Below are 18,813 nucleotides of genomic sequence, written 5' to 3'. Positions count from 1 at the left end.
TTACACTTAATAAATCCCTAGGTGTTAATGTTATCTTAGATAAAATTCTCCTTACCAAGGATGGGGGAGATCTTTATGAATATGGTAAATTATTAATTAATGAGATTTTTCTTACACATTTATGTGTAGGATGACGCATTTGAATTAGTGTTCATACCCAAACTATTTTGAGAAATAGATATTGTCCACAGAATCTTCCATGTCTAGCATAGTTGTATGGTTCATATAGGATCGTAAGTTGTGCAATAATGAAATTGGATAATTAATGGCCTTAAATGCTATATATCGAATTTTAATTCATTTTTTAGGGAAAATGGTTGATGAAATCGTATCTTTTTGAACTGAGTCGATTGTGTTTTGTTGTTGTTTAAGTAAATTAAACGTATCTGTGATATCAGTACATTTTGATTCTTCATTGTTTAATGTTAGCATTATTTCTTTCGTTCTTACATTGGAGTCATGATATAGCTTTATAGATAATACAGGGACAATAGTTAGAGAAAAAATCATCATAACTATTGTCAACATAGAAAAATCTGAGTTCTTGTCAATTGAGCTTTGTTTGCTAGCATCGTCAGGTGTTTTTACTATTTCACTTTCAAGTATGTAGCCAATCTTCGAGATTGTTTTTAACCATTTTTGTTCTTTACCATTATCATCAATCAATGTTCGAATATTACTGATTGATTGTGTAATTGAGCTATCAGCAACAACCTTGCCCTGCCACGCTTTATCAAGGAGTTGCTCTTTAGTAACGATACTCCCTGCATTCTTACACAACTCTAACAAAACTAGAAAATCATGAGTTCCTATTCTTCTATTTTGGTTGTTTTTTTTATTCGTTATTGAGCATGACTCTTTATTTAGAATGAAATGTCTAACTTGAAAGGATGAAGTCATAGTCTTTCTCCATTTTGTTTGTAAGTACTATCCTTTGATTTTGCATTTAACTTAAAAGTTCTATAAGTATTCTTTCTTGAAATCCACAAATGCATGTAGTTCGCGTTTAATGCGTGTTATAGCATTTAATATTATAACGTCCCCCTAAAAAAATACTAATATTTTTATAAAAAAGAAAAAATATTAATTTGGTGATAAGAAAAGATCTATGTAAGTTAATGCTTTGAGCGCACTTTGATTTTGTCTTTAAGACGTTTTTTGATAACAATATTAGAGTCAAAAATCTAATATTAAGAAAAATTATAGAGCATAGCCTGTGCGCTATTTCTTAAGTTTGTAAGATTATTAATTAGAAAATTCTGAGTGATTCTTTCACAATGCGATCAAAAAACAGGTTGTTGGAATAATAATAGCGAGAGAAGTTTAACTATATTAATTTTTATTTCTTTTTGAAACTTAATATATTTAAAACAATTCATAAAGGCGCGGATTGCTCCCGTGCTAAAACCTTTGTCTCATCCGTAAATGTTGCTGACCTTTATTCAATATCTTGTCGTAACCGACTCTCTTTCTTGAGTAGCGCTATCGTGGAGCAAGAAGAACAATACGAGTGTTTCAGGTTTGTGGCTGAACGATTCACGGAAACTCCACGTTCTTATAGTATACCACCTAAAGTTGGTGTATCTCACCGGTGTGGAGTCACCCCTAAATGCATCATAAGATGATTCTTAGAGCGAAGTGATTCCGTTTAAATTCGTTGGTCATTGATCATCTCTCCGAGTTTGGGACGGTTTATGTTGTACATATGTGTTTTCTTAGTTGAATCTAATGTGTTTTTATTGATGTTTTGCTATCTAAATCCAGTTAATGGCTTATATACTTATCTAGGTATGTAGCATGAAAAATATATGGTAGTTTTATCATTTTATTGTTTCGACATGGCACAAACTTTAACATCGCCACTGGAATTATTTCGTATATCTTTGATAAGTTCCTTGGCGACCTGAAAGTGCTTTACAACTACAAGTGCTAGAGTAGGTGTCACTACTGAAATCAGTATTAAAAAATATCATACTCAACGTTGGCTCGATTAAATAGTCGCGTAATTTACACTGATAACTAGATATTGCCATGTTTATTATTAGGGAGCCTGCTATTGAAAGCGAAAGCCCGATTAAATTTAAGCAAGTATATCTAATATACCATCTAATTATTTTCTAAAATAATTAGAATATATTTACAAAATGGGATATGTATAACGAAATCCACTAGCTATTCTTTACGATTAAAAACCACCATTGACTTTATAATATAATTTCGTATCTTTTAATTTTGTTTATTAAATAGGATTGTCTTATATGCCATATAACTTAATGATATCTCCTGTATTACACAGAAGGACTTATGCTGACAATGCGAATGCTACTCCTTCACAGTTTTCAGAGTCTATTACTCGTATCGGTAATACCAACAAAAACATGCCAGAAGCGTTAATTAAGAGAACAAATTCCTTTTCTGACCTGAATGAGGGACAAAGTAATCTCGAGAAGTTTAGAGGTACTACTTTATCTAATGATATAATTAAAACATATATAGATCCTCGTCCTACAACTGGAATGGTTAACGGACGATTGAGTGATGAGGTTCGCACTGGCGTCATCGGCGAAATGACACAGAGTTTTGTTGAACCTGAAAAGTTCACACTTAGTAGAGAGGCTTGCAATTACCTGAAAAACTCAAGATCAGGCAATGCTTTTTCAGGGCTAGTGCAAATTCACACTGGGACTATATTCCTTTACCCACTTGCACCAACTAAAAGTTCATCCGCATATGACATTGTACCGTATAAGAAAAATACTCATGATAAATTGGAACCAATTGTTCATGTATCTAGTCGAGCTACTGGTGATACTACCAAAACCTCTCATACACAAATGATTGAAAAATTTGCTAAATATGACGAGTCAAGAGAAGACTTCATTGGTTTCACTTTTAAAGACACAAGAGGAGTTGCAGATCAAGAACAAGATCATGTAATTTACGGACGCTCAGCTACCTTAAATACAGATAAGTATCGTATAGCAAATAAGAAAAATGCTGAAGATGAGCTTTTTTCGTATGGGACAGAAAAAGAAACCCACGAACGTAATAAAATCCATACTTCCCCTACATATGATATGCCTGCACAACATAAGAAGAAGATTCTAGAGTCAATGATTAAAATTGATGGGATAAGTCAAGGACTTTTGACGCACCTACAGGAACAAATAAACAACCCCGAATATGGAAACTCGTTATCTATGCCTCAACCTCAACCTCGAAGGTTTTTTGTATGATAACTATGGTGTAGAATATTACTTGAACTAACAATCTATCTATTCACTTAGAATCTTTCCTAAAAAGGACTTACTCCAAACTATGAGGCCACAAGCAAAATGCAATATGGCCTCGTAGTCTTCTATTTTCCTCTTCCCAACGAACGAGCAACTACGATAATGGTTTAACCAACTATGGGTTAGCTCTACAAGTCTAAAATCATCAGATTGTTTTAAGCTTACAGCTTCTTTTATTTGTAATTGAACATGAGGATATTGTTCAAAGTGACCAACCCATCGTGTAACCACTGGCCTGTGTAACATTTACGCTATCAATCATTACAAATGTTGAGTAAGGGTTAGTTGGATGTTTGGTTTGAGAACAGATGAGTAAAAGGCTTTAGCATAGGATCGCTCCACCTGTACAAATCGTTCATACAATATTGAGATGATTTTCAATTAGAATGGAACGTGAATTGGTCGAAGTGTGCTTCTCATTATTGTTTTACAACAAGCCTTTTATTCTCAAATTGAAGTCAATGCTAATCTTTACGTAAGTTAAACAGGCTACATCAAAATGCTATTGATTTTGCATATGAAGAAAACTTGAAAGCATCAAGAACTAATACATTATTAATTGTTCGTAAAGTAACTTTAACGGGAGTTTTCTCTCGGGGGTGGAGTTGACTTGAAGTATTCGACGTTAATTACTCTTCCAAACTCAGTGAGACGAATACTCGATAGTTTTATTTTAAGAGGGTCGTTGTAAAAAGAACCAGAGGTGAGTGGCCATTATGTGCCGATTTATTCTTGAAAACTATCTCTACATCAAACAAACAATTCATAAGGGCAAAGCACTCCCGTGCTAAAGCTCTTCACTCATCCAGTTGCTCTAAGGTAAATCTGCATTAGTTATTTGATAACGCTTTACTTTTTACGATGTGATTTCACAAATGCTATAAACAACGAACTATACACTGGAATAGCAATCACTTCCAAGTTGACATCGTTGATGTCGAGCCATACCGATGAATGCATTATAAAATGACTTTTGGTGTGAAGTGCCCCCACTTGAATTCGTGCGTCATTGATTTTTCCAATCAGTATTGACATCACTCGGCGAGTCAAAGCTTACTGTTAAACTTCGCTTGTCGCTAAAGAACAACCTGAGTCTTGGAGCACTTTGTTATCTCTCACGAAGAAGTAGTGTCATTTGCTACAAGACGTTTTCAGGCTGCATTTCGCACGCCTAATGGATGAAAAAGTAAATGAACATGATTGGTTTCTCTATCCCACTGTTTCAGTTCACAGGTTAGACTATTGAATTCATTTATCATTTTGATGAGCTCTGTAGGGGCTGTAGAGTGGATGAGCATCGAAACGGGTGTTATTTGCATTTCAAGTTCATCGAAGCAATGGTCGATGTGTGATTCTCGCATGTAGAGGACATCCGGTAACGTTTTTTGGCCCTCATTATAAACTTTAGAGTCGATACCCACTTCGTCCTTCAGATAGATAAGTAATTCAATCAGTTTACTCAAGTCAGTTGGCTTTTGGGTGTTCGGCAGTCCATTTAGTTCATACAGTCTTTGCTCCAAGTTGCCTTGTTTAGATTTAGCAATGTTCAACATTAAACGAATGTCTTTTTTAAGGTTCGAAAAGGTTTTGTCTCTCAGTTTCTGTTTTAAATACCTAGTGAGTATTTCATTACGTTTAGGTATTGGTACAAAACGATTACTCATCGAAACCTTTAAGAGCAGGTGAAGTAGGGCGTTCGAAACCAGCACGTGAAGGTTTCGGTGATGGTGTAAGTCTTTAATATCCGACATTAGGCCTCACTAGAAGTATGTGTACCTTCTATCTATATAAAGTTTTCACATGTTTTTCTATACAGAAATATCTGAAAAATACACGTTAGTGTCCCCTTTAATTACCTATATCGATTTTCTCCTTCTCTCATATCGTATTGATGTTGTATGAGTATTGACAATATTCTTAAGTATAGGAGATAAGCTCGTCCTATGTTGAATATATTTATAGTCATTCGAATTCCGAACCTACCAATAAGTTGTCGGCTTCAGGAACATATGACTTACATATTCCTAAGAATCGATGATAAATGACCGAGTAGAACTTTTTTAATCCATTACAAGGCCAGTAGTTAAACCTACCGTGTTAAGGTTTTGCACGTGCATTTGTTAATGCGATGGTGATATTTATGTTTTTTTTATATATTTTTTAGGAAGGTGTTTGTTATGTTTTATTATAAGAAGAGTCTAGAGGAGTGTGTATAGAAGTTTAAATTGTGTTTTTATTTGAATATGAGGTAAATAAATGCTTGATTACTTTTAATGTTATTGTAACCAAACTCAGTTATCACTCTTCTTAGTTACTTAAAGAAATATTACAAACGATATAAGTGGAATGATATTATTGTGAAGTTAACTCGAAATACAGCCAACGTCTTAAACCGTGAACAAACAAAACAACTATCGCAAAAAGAAGTTTGCGACAAGATTGATATAAGAGTTTCAAAAAAAAGGGCAAAAGATGAACAAATTAACAACGAACCCTTTGAGGATATACAAAAATCTGTTGACTATATCGAGGACAGTAATAAGAGTTCTTTAAATAGCCAAGATAAATTAAATAGATATGAAGAACTATATGTAAAATTGGGTTTGCAGCCAAATAATCATTTTCATAAAAAGCAAAAAGATGTTGTTTTAAATCAAGTTGAGCAAGAGGTACCAATAGTATCTAATCAAGAAGATGATATATCAGCGCTCAGTGCAATCTTTTACCATTTACAACAAGCGTATCTTTCTCAAGCGCAAGAGTTTCGAGCGCAGGGTTATAATCGATTTTTACCTCAAGTTGATTTTTCTTTATGCGATGAACTTGAGCTGAGCATTCAACGACTAGAAAATGATATAGAGCAATGCAAAGGAAGTATAGAGCCAAAGTTATGCGATGATGTTCGAATTATTGCAGGAAAGCTTCGCAGCCAATTGGAATGTTTTTCTCAAGATCAAGTGATATCTTGGCTTAAAGAGCATGTAAAAAGTAAGTCAAAAGTAGAAAAGGGAGGAGTATTCGAACAAGAGCACTATGGTAGTCGAAAAATAGCTCAATCGTTAGTTCGCCGTCTAGAGGCGGGGCTAAAAACAATGAACCTAGTCGCACTTAGCTTGAGTGACATTGTAACTAATGGCGATGCTACGCAGTTTGATATCAACATTGAACGGGAGTTAATTCGGGAACTCGCCCATGATTATTATACTGAACATTCAATCCCCCTCACCTCACAACAATGCATACAATTGCGAAATAAGGTAAACGAAGATATTGCAGACGTCAGTAAGGAACAACTCGTTCTTGATCATCAAAAAGTATATCAACAAGCGGAGCAGGCTTACTCTGCTGTTTTATCTGAGCAAACATTAACGTCTGAGCTTGATGCAATTAAACTAAAAACAGAACAAGATGAAAGGAAAGATCTTTGGCTACAAATTTGTAATGAAAGATCCACATCAGTATTAGAGCAACGATTAACACACCAACGTTCGACTTGTCATGATGTCCGGCGTGAGTTGAGCAAACTCAACGAAAAGTTAGGATACTTTCCTTTCCCTTTACGCAAAAGAACTTTAGAAAAAGACGTAAGTGTTTATTTGACAGTGACAGAAGTACTACTTAAAGAAGCGTTAAAAATTATTGAACCAGAAGAGTTAAAGATATCGGAAAGGTTAAGTACACAGGTCAGAACACTTGAGTTGAACTTACCTAATGTTAAAGACAAAGCTCAATCGCTAATGTCGATAGCTAGAATAAAGCAGGCACTTTCCAACTTTGAACAGAAGGTAGAGCACAAAGTTGAACAAGCTAACAGCAACTTAATTGCCGTAGGTAATAAACTGAAGAGTAAAAGTTATGTAAGCTATCGTGTGATAGATGAAAAAATCCAAATAAGGAATGAAAATCAACGGATCAGTGATTCGATTGTTAGAAGTGCGCTGTGGCAGATGCAACAATCTGTAGCCAATCTGCAACAAGCTGCTCTACCGTTATTGGCTAGTTCTAAAGCATTATCAGATATGAAAAGTACTTTGCCAGAAACGTTTAAGGACGACTTTCAGCCTCTCCCTCCAACTACTTTGAAAGAAATACTTCTTAATAAACGTAACCTTGAATCACCGATAATGAAAGCATGGTCGAAACAAAAAACACTTGACGATCTTATTGAAAAAAATATCGAACAGGTCACAAAAGCTATTAATAAGTTTGAGAATAATGAGATAAGCGATATTGATGTACGTGCAGCTCTGAAACAGTCTTTCTATAAAGAGTTCAATAAGTTAACTCAAGAGTTGGCATTTGCTTTAGATTTGACAACGACTATGCGTAATGAACTGACAGACCGATGCCATGTACTGTTAATGGAAGGAAGTCCGCCCCTTCTTGAGGTACTTTCTCAGGCTTTATTTGATGTTATCGAATTGCTGAAACAAGCGGTTGAAAAGGCATCTTCCTCTCAAGACTTTTCGAAAGTTAAGGAATTGACTGAAAGAGCAGTACAAAAAGCTGGATTAATGAAAGCGAAGTTAGCAGAGTGTTCAGCTCAAGAAACAGGGCGAGACTTAGATGATACTTCTCGTGGTGCTCGACTCGCTAAGTCATGGGCGATGGCGCTAATGGAAAAGATAGAACCAGAACAAGTTCTGCCTTCGACAGGAAGAATTCTATCACTTATACAAGAATGTGGGTTGGATAAGGAAACGCTATCGTCAGGGGACCCAGTAGGTACTTTGATTGCCACGCGTCTAGCAACCAACCTAATGAAAGCTCAAGAAGGTACTTTGTCCCCTTTTATGACCCCAGAACAATACGCTGACCATGAAAAGGATTTAGTGGAATTTATGGTAACTTGGGGACAGCGGCGATTTACGCATGGGTTAGCTGGGTATGCTTTTGAATTGGCACTTAATATTCCAACAGCATTTACGTTTAGTATTTTCAGCTCACTTTACCGTTTACCTCTAGCTTCAATAAAAATTCCTTACAAAGTTTATAAGACCAAGTCACTTACTATGCCAGGGAGTGACCAACCTTACAAAGCCATTAATATGATGGTTAAGAAGCGCATGAAACAATTGGGCTTTCATATGATAATGTCCCCCCTTCCTACGCCTATTAAATTGGCAGGGGGAGCGGCTTTTGCAGGTTATGGTTACATGTTTAACGGTCATATAGCTCCACAAGAGAAAACATTGGACTCAACCTTTGATCGACTTGTTAATGGAGTGAAGAGTCAGAAACTACAAATGGAAAGTGTAAGTTCGCTTGCAATGCGTTCTGTGACAGCATTGACCACTTCAGGTCTTAAAAATATTCACAATCAAGTGAGTACCTTAGAAAACCGTGAAGAAATTAATATCAATGTGCCTGGTGATAAAGAATTTCAAAAAGAGACACATAAGGTATTGGGCAAGTTAAAACGTACAAAAGTAGGGGAGATGCTATTAAATGAGTTGCATGATAAAGGCGTTACTATTAGCTATTCCAACAACAAACACAATTGGCTTCGTAGAGAAAGTGAACATGATTATTACGCAAGCGAGACTAATACGCAAAGCCGTACGATTTTCTTTGATCCTTGGAATACATTATCAAGTGTTGATGAAACAGATCTTCCTGAGCGACCTTGGTTAAAACGAGATCCCTCCATCGTTTTGTTTCATGAAATGTTACATATTTATTATGCTATACATCCTGTGAAGATTAAATATGAAGATTCTTGGTGGCCTATAGAACAATTAGGAGAGGTATTGGCGCCAGAAGGAACAACGGAAGAGCAGAAGCAAGCTCTAAGCCAAAATGTGCTCGAACACTTTATGTCAGGTGCAGATTATGAGCATCATAACGTAACTCTTTCTTTCTCTTTACCTGAGTTCATTGCTTGTTGTGTCGATGTTAAAAATGGCACATATATGAGTGAAAATCAGTATCGTAATGAATATTATTTACGATTGGGAGAAGAGGTGATACTTAGAACAGATTACGGAGATAGTAACTTTGTAGGACACCATACCCATCGTTATGCACCATCACGACCAAAAAATCTTGAAGCGCTCTCTTCAGAAGAGTTTGAAGAGATTATAAGTGCCACATTTAGTCACTCACCAAAAACAGATCAACTAAGAGTAGATGCTCTGAAATGGTTACTGGCAGTAAAGTGGAAAGAACATTTTAAAGAAACCGATCTTCCTGATGGTGAAGTAATATATTTTGATAGGCAACACAGTACTCAACATCGTGTAGCAATATCTAATGGAGAATGGATTTATTTTGGTCGTGTATATGATGACCAAATTAAACCTTCAACGAATGGGAATTTGGTCTATATAGGAGCTCGTAGTGGTTCTGAATACCGAAGCATTACACGTTTAGAGGATGGGCGTTTCGCTCTTAGTGACTCTCGAGTATTACAAGATTATATCCATCACGAATTACTCAATCTTAACGGGTTCCCAGAAGAAGTGAAAGATGTTATTGAAGTAGAAATGTCTAAATTGAGAGAGCATGGTTTAGATGAGTCAGAATACTTACTTAGGCTGCATGCTTGTTTGGAAGCTCTTTATCAAAAGAATAAAAAGATAAAAAGTAGCTTCCTTCTGTATCTTATGAAAGCTAAAAATGTTGTTGCAGATACCTTGATAGAAATGTCTGTTCCTAAGAGTAGGCTAACAGGTGTTTCGACTAGCAAATACGACTTAAGTGATGAAGATATAGCACTCTTTGATGCATTCAACCTTCCGAGTTCTAATCATCCCTCATTGTTCAAACCACTTGTTAGTTATCAAAAGTATCTATTGGGGGGTTATTTGGTTAGAAGTCAAGAGGAGTTTGACACTTTTCTTAGGAATGAATTAAAAAATGCAAAACGACTAAGTCGAAATCGTTCTCTCAAAATCTCTGAATTTGGTCATAGTGCTATTTACATCATTAAACGTATGCAATCTGAACGAGGTAAAATCCTAAACGAAAGCGTGGTCAACTTGATGGATATGATTAAAGCGAGTTGCAACATAGACGATGATCAATTGACAGAAGAAAGCAGCTATCGTGCAGCAATTCAAGAGATAAAAGTAAGACAATCATCTCACCTATCCCCCTTTGATAAAATTATGTACAAATACTGTGAGCAAGCCTTCTTAGAGGAGCTTGAAAAAAAACACATGTATTCAGTCATTAAGGCAATATCTACGGATCAACGTTTTAGTACCTTTAGAGTAGGTCTTCTCCCAAGTGAAGTATTATACATTCAAAGTCATCCTCTAGTTAATTCTGAAGTTCTTATTTCAAATATTCTTGAATACCGTACAGGGGAAAGAAGTACTCTTCATGAGGATATTGGTGATATGGAGCAAGCGCACTTCGACTCACTCAAAGATCGACCTTTACCTAGTGGTGAGATTTACTCCCGACAACAGCAGATTGATGAAATTAAACACCATGGGGGCCTTATTGAATATGAACGAGAAGTCATAAGGGCGAACCGAATTATTCATGCGATGAAAGGGATAGAACTTAATTCATTAACTAGGCAGTTTTGGAATGAGCAAGGGATTTCCGAGCCAGATAAAGTAAAATATATTTATAACTACCTTCCTTTACCAGCAAATAACTTGTATACCATGCCTGATGAAGAATCTACTCGAGCTGAACAGGTTAAAAGATTAAATGTTATTGGTAAAGGAGATGTAAGTTACTATCGAATTATTGGCTCAAAAATGGGGCCTCATTATTTGCACTCAGTCAATAGAGAAGAGCTTAGTCAGGATAATATTAACTGGGATATAGGCAGTTACTATAGGCACCTAAAAGTGCGCTTAAACGCTTTAGTTGAATCACAAAGTGTTGATAGAAAGGAATATCTTGACAGGGTATTACCGGATGCCTTGAATCCTCCTCGTTATACTACATCAAGGGGGGTTCCTCCTTACTTTATCAAGCCCCACATGTATGACTATCCTCTCGAGAACATGTTACTTCTAAAAGATGGTGAAAAATATACGTTAATCAGTTTACTACCACCCTCTGGGCAAATAGAAGTGTTTGATGGTAGAGGAGAGCTAGAAGCATTCTTTACTAGCCCTAACAATCATGAGTTTATTCTTTCTCATGCAAGTATGGCAAATCAAATGGATGATGCCTTCAAGTCTGGCTTGGAAAGTGCACTTAAGGGTTCTACAAGTACAGGCGATAATGAAGAGGTTGTACCCGATAACTCTAAATATCGGATGAATGGGCAAAATATACTATTTAACATTGCTCGCTCATCGGTAGGGGAGCATGGCCGTGGACACTTTATTAAAACTGACCTTGGACAAGCTGCTGGAGCAAGTTATTGGGAAGGCATATCTGGTTCACATGAAGTTATGGTTTCTGGTGGCTATGAGCTTCCCAGCAAATATAAAGACTCAGAGGGGAACCCGTCATTTGAAAAGCTATATGAAGTTCAAAAAAATGCAGATATACAAAGATTAGCTGAGCGTAACATTCAGCAGTTTAAAGAAGAGCATTTTGATACTTACTCTGCCCACCTGCGGTCGAAATTTGAACAGTTGGTTAGAAAAGCAAAGCATAATCGAGAGCTCAACCCTTTTGGTGGGGAGAAATTAATTCAAAAAATGCTTGATGAACCAAGTAATGTGAATGTTTCTATCCCCGGCCTTATGGGGAAATTTGGAGAACATGTTCCTTTAGAGGGAATGCTTCTAGTTAATGAATCTGGCTCTGGACGTTACGTGATGGTCAGCCTTCTTGGAAATGGTGCACTGATAGAGTTTGATAATAAAGAAGCGGCTTATCATTTTTTTGCAAACCCCGCTAATCGAAGATTTATTCTTTCACATATAAGTGAATATGATAAACAACCTGCGCTCCTGCGAGAAGGAGAAACCCCAGTAGATACATTGAACTATCTAGAGACAGTGTCAGAAAAGTACCCTCTCCATGAAGGGGTCGGTGTGTTCCCCGCTTGGACAAATACAACTAGACTTTATAGAGGAAAAGACCGTGTTTCAATTATTCCCCCTAGTCTTACCCCGACCCATCATACGAAGGAAAGTCTAGAATTTAACTTTATCCCCCTTTCTAGTAATAGTCATAAGATAATATTTGATACTGTGGCCGACAGAAACTTAAAGAGATTGTCGGAAGACGCGGATGCACTGTTTAAATCTCATGCTGAATGGAAAGCCGAAAAGGCACTTGAAATTACTGGTGGAGTATTGGCTGTTCCCGCAGCAGTACTGACTATAGCTTCCGTCATCGCCAGTGGAGGCACTGCCACACCGGCCATAGCTACGAGTATCGCAGCTATGGCATTGGCTGTAGATGTTGCAAGTTTTGGAGTGAATGTCGCCGAGGGTATATATCTCTTGACTCAAACAGATACCCCTGAAGAACAAATGATGGGTTTTCTACCACTTTGCTTGGCTCCAGTGGATCTGTTAGGCGTTACGTCAAGTGTCGGGGATTTATTAAAGGCAGCAAAAATAGGAACTAAAACCGTCCAAGTAGCTGACAAAGTTAGTGACCTCACAAAAGTGGGGATTGAGGATTTAAGCAATTCAAGAATTGCGATAACCCATTTTGGTAAAGTAACGGAAGACACTATAGAAATACCATTAACCAGTCCCCCAAAACACAGGTCCTCTGAGGCTATTAGATTAAGTGATTCCATCAATCAACAATTGAACAATATTAGGCGTGGTTTGGATGAGTTGGACCAAGTTGAACCTGAAGTAAACAGGGCTGTAGTAGGTAGTACTCAAAGAGCAATGCCGTTGTCGCATTGTTTGGAATTAATGCATAGGCCTTCGCGTATGGAAAAAGTAAACAGAGCAATTGAAAGTGGTCCTCCTGAAAAGGCAATGAAAAAAATACTTGCTTTGAAAGAAAAACTCGGCCTTACAAAGCAGAAAAACAGGGAAAAGTTGACGATAGTTGTTGGTAATTTTATCGAGAAATATATTGGAGATAATGTAAATGAAATGTCTTTCACTGAGATACAAGAAAACTGGTTAAAAAACATTGATATACCTTTACGAAACAACCAGACCATGTCTGTTGAAGAAATCATATCTATGAGACAACACTTTCCTTTGCTGATTAGGCAAACGTCAGATGACATCAGCTTAAGAAAGATAAAAAATGCACTAGACGAACTACCAACAACAAAATTATGTAGATATGGAGATGTTGAGTCTGAAACGCATCATTATCCGGTTACCACGATTACTGGAGAACCACTAGGAACCATTAAACTTGTTGGGCCATTGGAGGCGATTAGAGAAACGCATCGTGCACTAGAGGATATTTATTCAACGTCTTCAGGAAAAACCTTATTGCAAGATCTAGCTAAAGATAACATTCGGATACAGCTGCCGACAATGGCGGAAGTTAACCGTGTGGATGAAAATGGAAGGTTGTATGCAAAAAACTCTGCTGCTGGTCGGGTAGTCTCTTTTGACCCTGAGAATAGAATTTTGGGTAGTAATATTGAGGAAGTTAGAGATTTCCCCTTCAAAGAGCGAAGTCCATCTGTAGCACTGTTTCATGAATTGCTCCATATCTATAATGCTAAGTACCCACTAATTATCCCAAAATTTGACGGTAGGCATACTAAGGTATCTGGAGGAGGCTCCCTTTATGAAGAAAGCAGGATAATAGGAGGTAAATACATGGAAGGAAGTGAGATATACGACTTCAGTTCGGAGGCCTATGTAGATAGATACCGCCAAAATGGGGGAGTCTACCTTACGGAAAATATATACAGGAAAGAGCTTGCTCAAAATAAAGGAGAGGCTCCTATTTATAGACCGTATTACGGAGATGGACTGAGCCAAATCCCTGTAGAGATATTACCTTAAGAAATTTAGTTTCTATGAGCGCATCGTTTAATAGTTGGTCAACAGCTTGGCGTTTAGTTGCTGAGTTGTGCTTAATCAATGTTCGAGGTGATAGTGTTATCACTAGTAGCGAAAGGTAAACAAATGACACTACCAAGAGCTTGGGCAAGAAGGTTTTCTACCATCCGCGTATCTAGTTGATATTGATGACTACGAGTTTATGCAAAATCGTTTGGCTATTCTTGAGGGTATTGCACTAGGTGAACGTGTATTAGCTGACGGTAAAGTGGTAAGTCATAATGAAGCCAAGGACAAAATGTCAAAATCGCTGAAATAATCTGGACTGAGCCAGCGTTATCTGACCTCAACGATATCGTTGAATACGTCGCGCTTGAAAATGTTGTAGCTGCACAGCAATTGGTATGAATGTTATTCTCTAAAGTTGAACGCCCTGAAGCTTTTTCTGAGTCGGGCCGCATTCCACCCGAACTAAGGAGTTATCGTGAACTTGTCGCTAATCCGTATCGTGCCTTCTTTAAACGAGATATTATTCTATATGCGATGCGCACTGAGAGAGATTTACATAACTTTCCGTTAAGTATTTACCATAATGCACATAATGCGCATTTGGCTATGGCTTAATTAGGGCTACCAATCTACAACATCACCGCAAACTGTTGAAATTCCTTGCAAACCACGCCCGTTAAACTTTTTTGCAATGCTTTCCCATAGCGCTTGATTCTCTTTAAGAAATGAACGGCCTTTTCTGATTTCTGTAATCAACGGTTCAACGTGGTTGTTATGAGTAACGTTCTTAGCTCTAAAGTACTAATGATTAGAACCAAGTTCGGCGATAGATTTTTCTCTCGCTTTGGTAAAGGCGGATCTGTTCAGACTGCGTGGTCGTTTAGCTGGCGCCTGTCATTTTTGCTTTCTACGGATTTGATAGAGTTCGCTGCAAAGAAAAAACACTACTAGGTTCATGAAATCGTTTGTTCGACTATTCCTGCAAACGACCAATTGCTTCATTTTGGCTGGGGATTAATCATGTTGCACACTGCGGGAACATCACCGGGTAACTTTATGACATTGGACTTCATTCCGATGTCGGACTCAAATCGGAATGAGTTCGAACAAGACTTCTTGTACTCGAACCCAACAGGCTACGACGAGTCGACGCGCAAACTCCCTTGATTTGAGTATAAGCTTGAACATGTCCAGCAGACCCAAATTGTGGACAACAAGCGATTAGGCCTAGTACTAAAGTCTACTCAACAACAAGAAGAAGAATTCGAGATACAGCGGAAGTAAAAAAAGATCCTAAACACAGAGCGTAACAAAGAACGCTTCAGGAATAACTAAGAGCGATAAACCCAGCGCTCATCAACCCAGGCACCTTTAGGGGTTTGAGCCCCAATGGAACCGAAAACAACGTTAAGAGGGTTAAGTGTCTGTATTTAAAATAAAAAGCGACACCTATTACAAGAAGCGCTGATATCGATACACTTTCGTAATTAGTTAATACAATCTTTCGTATTCTGACTGGCGTTTTGTGTAAGCACATCTAGTGACATGTCGGACGATCACTCTACCTTACTACTTGGTTGGTCAGTAAAAGGACGATTTGTAAGCTCTACCGCAAACTTCCAATAGACTGCACGCATATTAAAAGACCAACTTTGCCTTGTTCTCTCAATGCAAAGAAATCCTCGTTGCTTTCGTTCGCTGGATCACTATCTAGGTAAAAAACCAGTCGACGAATTCTTTCATGAGTTTTTTGGTTAACTTTTGAGTGTCACCCATGGCTAGTTTTTCTGGTAGAGAAAGGACTCCATCAATCGCAAAGACTAAGAGAAATAGCAATTGAATCTGGTCAAAAAACGTTCATGAAAACACCGTGATGAGCACTATTAGGTCGTTGTTTATGAGCGAGCAACGAATGACAGGACCTTTTGTTTAAACTCTGCCGTATAAGCTCAGCCCGTTTTTAACACTTCGATCATTGGATTATATTCCATTATCGAAGTACTAAAACAGGGAAGGTTATAGGGATCTCCTAAGTACCTAACTTTAAAAGGATGATAGATTTTTGTTGGAGAACGTAACACGGGCATGGGACTTTCGAATAAATATTTCATTAGTATTATCCGAAGAAGGCATAGCAACGGCAAAGTGGGTCCCAAGGGTTTTGGATTTACAAAGCACTCCATCTTTCACATCAGCGAGAACTACTCCTTGATAACCTTGAACGACACCAGAAAATGATGGAACTCTTTCGATTAACTCCTGAAAGAATGTACCCATAAAACTTTCTTTAGGATCTCCTACCACCTGCTCTAACTTACTTGTAAAAAATAACTCATTTATCTCATCAGCTTTAGCGGATGAAGAAGATTTACTTGCAGCACTCCAACAAAAATCTAGTTTGATCTTTGCATCTAAGGGAAGCTGTGCTTTTAGCAAATGTGTCACAAGCTCAAAGTCAAATATTTCTTTCTTCATATTCGACGTAGGTGTGGGAGAGATAGTATCAACACCAGGAGAGCCATGACCAATTACATAAATATTAGGTGATGGATTATTTATCTCATCAAAACTATACTTTGGATTATTATATGTATACTTTTCACAAAAATTATTTACCAATGAGTCTACATGCTTTTCACTTAAATTAGGTAATTTTTTCTTTACAAACTCTGTAATTATCCATTTTTCACTTTCAATCTGTTTACAAAAATTGTCAAATTGAACTTTATTCTTAAAAATTATTTCAGTGTCATTCTTTTTGAAAATGAACTTAGATAATGTATCATAAATTAGCAGGTCAGTATTATTAAATGGAGAGTATATATAGTTACGTTTCATATTTTTATTAGGAGAAATGTTTTTACTATTACCAATGTAATTAATATCATTGGAAAGTGAATTTGCGTTTATACTGATACTTTCTATTTGAGAATTTAGGCTTATTAAGCCATGTCGAGATGTAATATGCATATAACAACCTTATATTATTATAACTTAAATTATACATTTCCCTTTACTTAATAAAATAAAAGATAAAAAATATATAAATTAACTTTGAAACTTAAGATTAATTTCATTTGGTATTCCTATTGTTTTATATAATAATTAGTTAGTTTCCAGTAGAGATTAATTTAATTAACCCTCTACGCACTAAAATATTCCTCGGGAACTCAATCCCACTTTTCAAAACTTGGTACTTTACGTAGACCGTCAAAAATTAAATCTACAAACGAACATTGCTGATAAAAAGTGGACCAATGATATGTCAGAAGCAACTCGAAACCATCGAAAACTATAGGACTAACGTTACGAGAAGCGGATTTAATCGTTTAAATTTCAGTCTTATATGCCTTTGAATACCGTTTTAAAGGTCAGATATATTAATATTGTTTAACAATAGTTAATACCGCATAATTTATGCATATCATATAGATATATAAGCACAAACAGTTGTTTTCAGATTTGATGCTTTAGAAATGAAAGATAACTTTGATATAATTCAATCTAATTATTTGGGACATTTCTCTGATTAGAGAATAAAAATCATCAATAGTTTTTGCGAAACAATAACGATCTTCTAAGATATCAATCTTTATTAGTGCTTTAATATAAACTCTATTATCAGACGCTCCTAAGACAGGAAGGTTCATTTCTATTCCGTCTATAGGCTCAGAGATTAACTCTAATATTTCTTTAGAATTGAGCGTTAACGACGATAACTCTTGATTAAAATGCGACCAAATACAAAGTCTTTCTTCCTCAACTGAAAGGTTAATGCTATTAGTATTAGAAATACTCTAATGTTAGAGTCGAAAAACTGTCTAATTTATTTAAGTAAGAATCTTTGTACCCCAATGAACTTAGAGCTTCTTTTACCAAACAAGCTAAGCTTTTATGTGAGTTACTTAAAAATGATAGTGGATTTTCATACATAGGTTTAACTTTTTCCTAACTTCCTATTTTCGCCATCTATAACGCCAGAACAACATGCTCCTAAGGCGTTCATACCTGCTCCAACCGCTCTTTCCACTCTTTCATCAACGCTGTTTGAATTTGGTATCTCCTTTAACCAACCATAACAAGAGGATATAAATGAATAAACAATTGAATTTTAATACTTATTTACTTTTGTCGTTAAATCTATATATTGCACAGATTTGCATATGGGCAAACCAATATGTCCATTAGACATTAACTTTCATTTGTATGATATACCTTATGCACAAAGTGAGTATTCAATCTACTATTACTGTTTCTTATTCATTAAACATATTGATGTAGTTCTAACCTTTATTTTTGGCTCGCGTGTATGAACCGTGTTAAACATCAAAGCATCTTGTAAGGTCTTACTAATAGTAACCTAAATATCCTGATTCATTTGTCATAACTGCCCTCTCTTATTATGTTAACGCTATGTAAAAATCATGTTTTACAGCTAGTTGTAATGATATTATTGATAATAACGATATATGAACAGTAAAAAAATATTATTTATAATTTTATTATCCTAAATTACCTTCACTAGTAAGGTTAGAGCACAAGTCTTTTTTGGCTAATCTATAACCAAAAAAGACTTGTGGGCTCCGTTGCAAATTTTGACCATTCAGGCATCCTAAGCTTAAAACCTGAATGGAATGGGTAAGATGTCTGAT

8 protein-coding genes and 3 pseudogenes are annotated in these 18,813 nt (G+C 36.5%); 6 read left to right on the top strand and 5 right to left on the bottom strand.

Features of this window, described 5'->3' with window-relative positions; all coding sequences use genetic code 11:
- Positions 1–297: 297 nt before the first annotated feature.
- Positions 298–900 (bottom strand): transcriptional regulator, encoded by a 603-nt coding sequence (locus AAFX28_RS23275; protein ID WP_408690942.1) that lies wholly within the window; start codon positions 898–900, stop codon positions 298–300.
- A gap of 1,358 nt (positions 901–2,258) precedes the next feature.
- Between AAFX28_RS23275 and AAFX28_RS23270 the strand changes: the two genes are divergently transcribed.
- Positions 2,259–3,236: a hypothetical protein gene (locus AAFX28_RS23270; RefSeq protein ID WP_408690941.1), complete on the top strand. Its 978-nt coding sequence runs from the start codon at positions 2,259–2,261 to the stop codon at positions 3,234–3,236.
- A gap of 39 nt (positions 3,237–3,275) precedes the next feature.
- Here AAFX28_RS23270 and AAFX28_RS23265 read toward each other — a convergent pair.
- Together AAFX28_RS23265 and AAFX28_RS23260 are read right to left on the bottom strand one after the other, a co-directional pair.
- A pseudogene (locus tag AAFX28_RS23265) lies at positions 3,276–3,541 on the bottom strand (IS5/IS1182 family transposase); the annotation flags it as partial.
- Between the two features lie 903 nt (positions 3,542–4,444).
- Positions 4,445–5,044: a DUF2913 family protein gene (locus AAFX28_RS23260; protein ID WP_408690940.1), complete on the bottom strand. Its 600-nt coding sequence runs from the start codon at positions 5,042–5,044 to the stop codon at positions 4,445–4,447.
- Positions 5,045–5,650: 606 nt separating this feature from the next.
- Between AAFX28_RS23260 and AAFX28_RS23255 the strand changes: the two genes are divergently transcribed.
- The 3 genes and pseudogenes from AAFX28_RS23255 (at position 5,651) to AAFX28_RS23245 (ending at position 14,776) form a co-directional block, all read left to right on the top strand.
- Positions 5,651–14,155: a M91 family zinc metallopeptidase gene (locus AAFX28_RS23255; RefSeq protein ID WP_408690939.1), complete on the top strand. Its 8,505-nt coding sequence runs from the start codon at positions 5,651–5,653 to the stop codon at positions 14,153–14,155.
- A 160-nt stretch (positions 14,156–14,315) separates the two neighbouring features.
- Positions 14,316–14,471: pseudogene (locus AAFX28_RS23250) on the top strand (prevent-host-death family protein); the annotation flags it as partial.
- Positions 14,459–14,776: pseudogene (locus AAFX28_RS23245) on the top strand (type II toxin-antitoxin system RelE/ParE family toxin). The pseudogenes AAFX28_RS23250 and AAFX28_RS23245, both read left to right, overlap by 13 nt.
- Before the next feature lie 6 nt (positions 14,777–14,782).
- Here AAFX28_RS23245 and AAFX28_RS23240 read toward each other — a convergent pair.
- Entirely contained in the window at positions 14,783–14,917 is a 135-nt protein-coding gene (locus AAFX28_RS23240) for a DUF3693 domain-containing protein (RefSeq protein ID WP_408690938.1), read from the bottom strand.
- A gap of 18 nt (positions 14,918–14,935) precedes the next feature.
- Here AAFX28_RS23240 and AAFX28_RS23235 point away from each other — a divergent pair, with 18 nt between their 5' ends.
- Together AAFX28_RS23235 and AAFX28_RS23230 are read left to right on the top strand one after the other, a co-directional pair.
- Positions 14,936–15,112, top strand: a complete 177-nt coding sequence (locus AAFX28_RS23235) for a hypothetical protein (protein ID WP_408690937.1) — start codon at positions 14,936–14,938, stop codon at positions 15,110–15,112.
- A 69-nt stretch (positions 15,113–15,181) separates the two neighbouring features.
- A complete protein-coding gene (locus tag AAFX28_RS23230) occupies positions 15,182–15,328 on the top strand; it encodes a hypothetical protein (RefSeq protein WP_408690936.1) in 147 nt (48 codons plus the stop codon).
- 876 nt (positions 15,329–16,204) lie between these two features.
- On the opposite strand, the gene AAFX28_RS23225 is transcribed toward AAFX28_RS23230, so the two are convergent.
- Positions 16,205–17,131 carry a hypothetical protein gene (locus tag AAFX28_RS23225; RefSeq protein WP_408690935.1) on the bottom strand — a complete coding sequence of 309 codons (927 nt, stop codon included), beginning with the start codon at positions 17,129–17,131 and terminating at the stop codon, positions 16,205–16,207.
- Positions 17,132–18,813 lie beyond the last annotated feature (1,682 nt).

The organism is Vibrio sp. TBV020 (genome assembly GCF_046056895.1).
Lineage (GTDB): Bacteria > Pseudomonadota > Gammaproteobacteria > Enterobacterales > Vibrionaceae > Vibrio.
This window is presented reverse-complemented; position numbering and strand designations above follow the sequence as displayed.

What these genes read in the sequence shown, in the direction of transcription:
- AAFX28_RS23260 (WP_408690940.1), bottom strand. Translation starts at nt 5,044, where the DNA reads ATGTCGGATATTAAAGACTTACACCATCACCGAAACCTTCACGTGCTG.
- AAFX28_RS23235 (WP_408690937.1), top strand. Translation starts at nt 14,936, where the DNA reads ATGAGTAACGTTCTTAGCTCTAAAGTACTAATGATTAGAACCAAGTTC.
- AAFX28_RS23225 (WP_408690935.1), bottom strand. Translation starts at nt 17,131, where the DNA reads ATGCATATTACATCTCGACATGGCTTAATAAGCCTAAATTCTCAAATA.
- AAFX28_RS23275 (WP_408690942.1), bottom strand. Translation starts at nt 900, where the DNA reads ATGACTTCATCCTTTCAAGTTAGACATTTCATTCTAAATAAAGAGTCA.
- AAFX28_RS23230 (WP_408690936.1), top strand. Translation starts at nt 15,182, where the DNA reads ATGTTGCACACTGCGGGAACATCACCGGGTAACTTTATGACATTGGAC.
- AAFX28_RS23270 (WP_408690941.1), top strand. Translation starts at nt 2,259, where the DNA reads ATGCCATATAACTTAATGATATCTCCTGTATTACACAGAAGGACTTAT.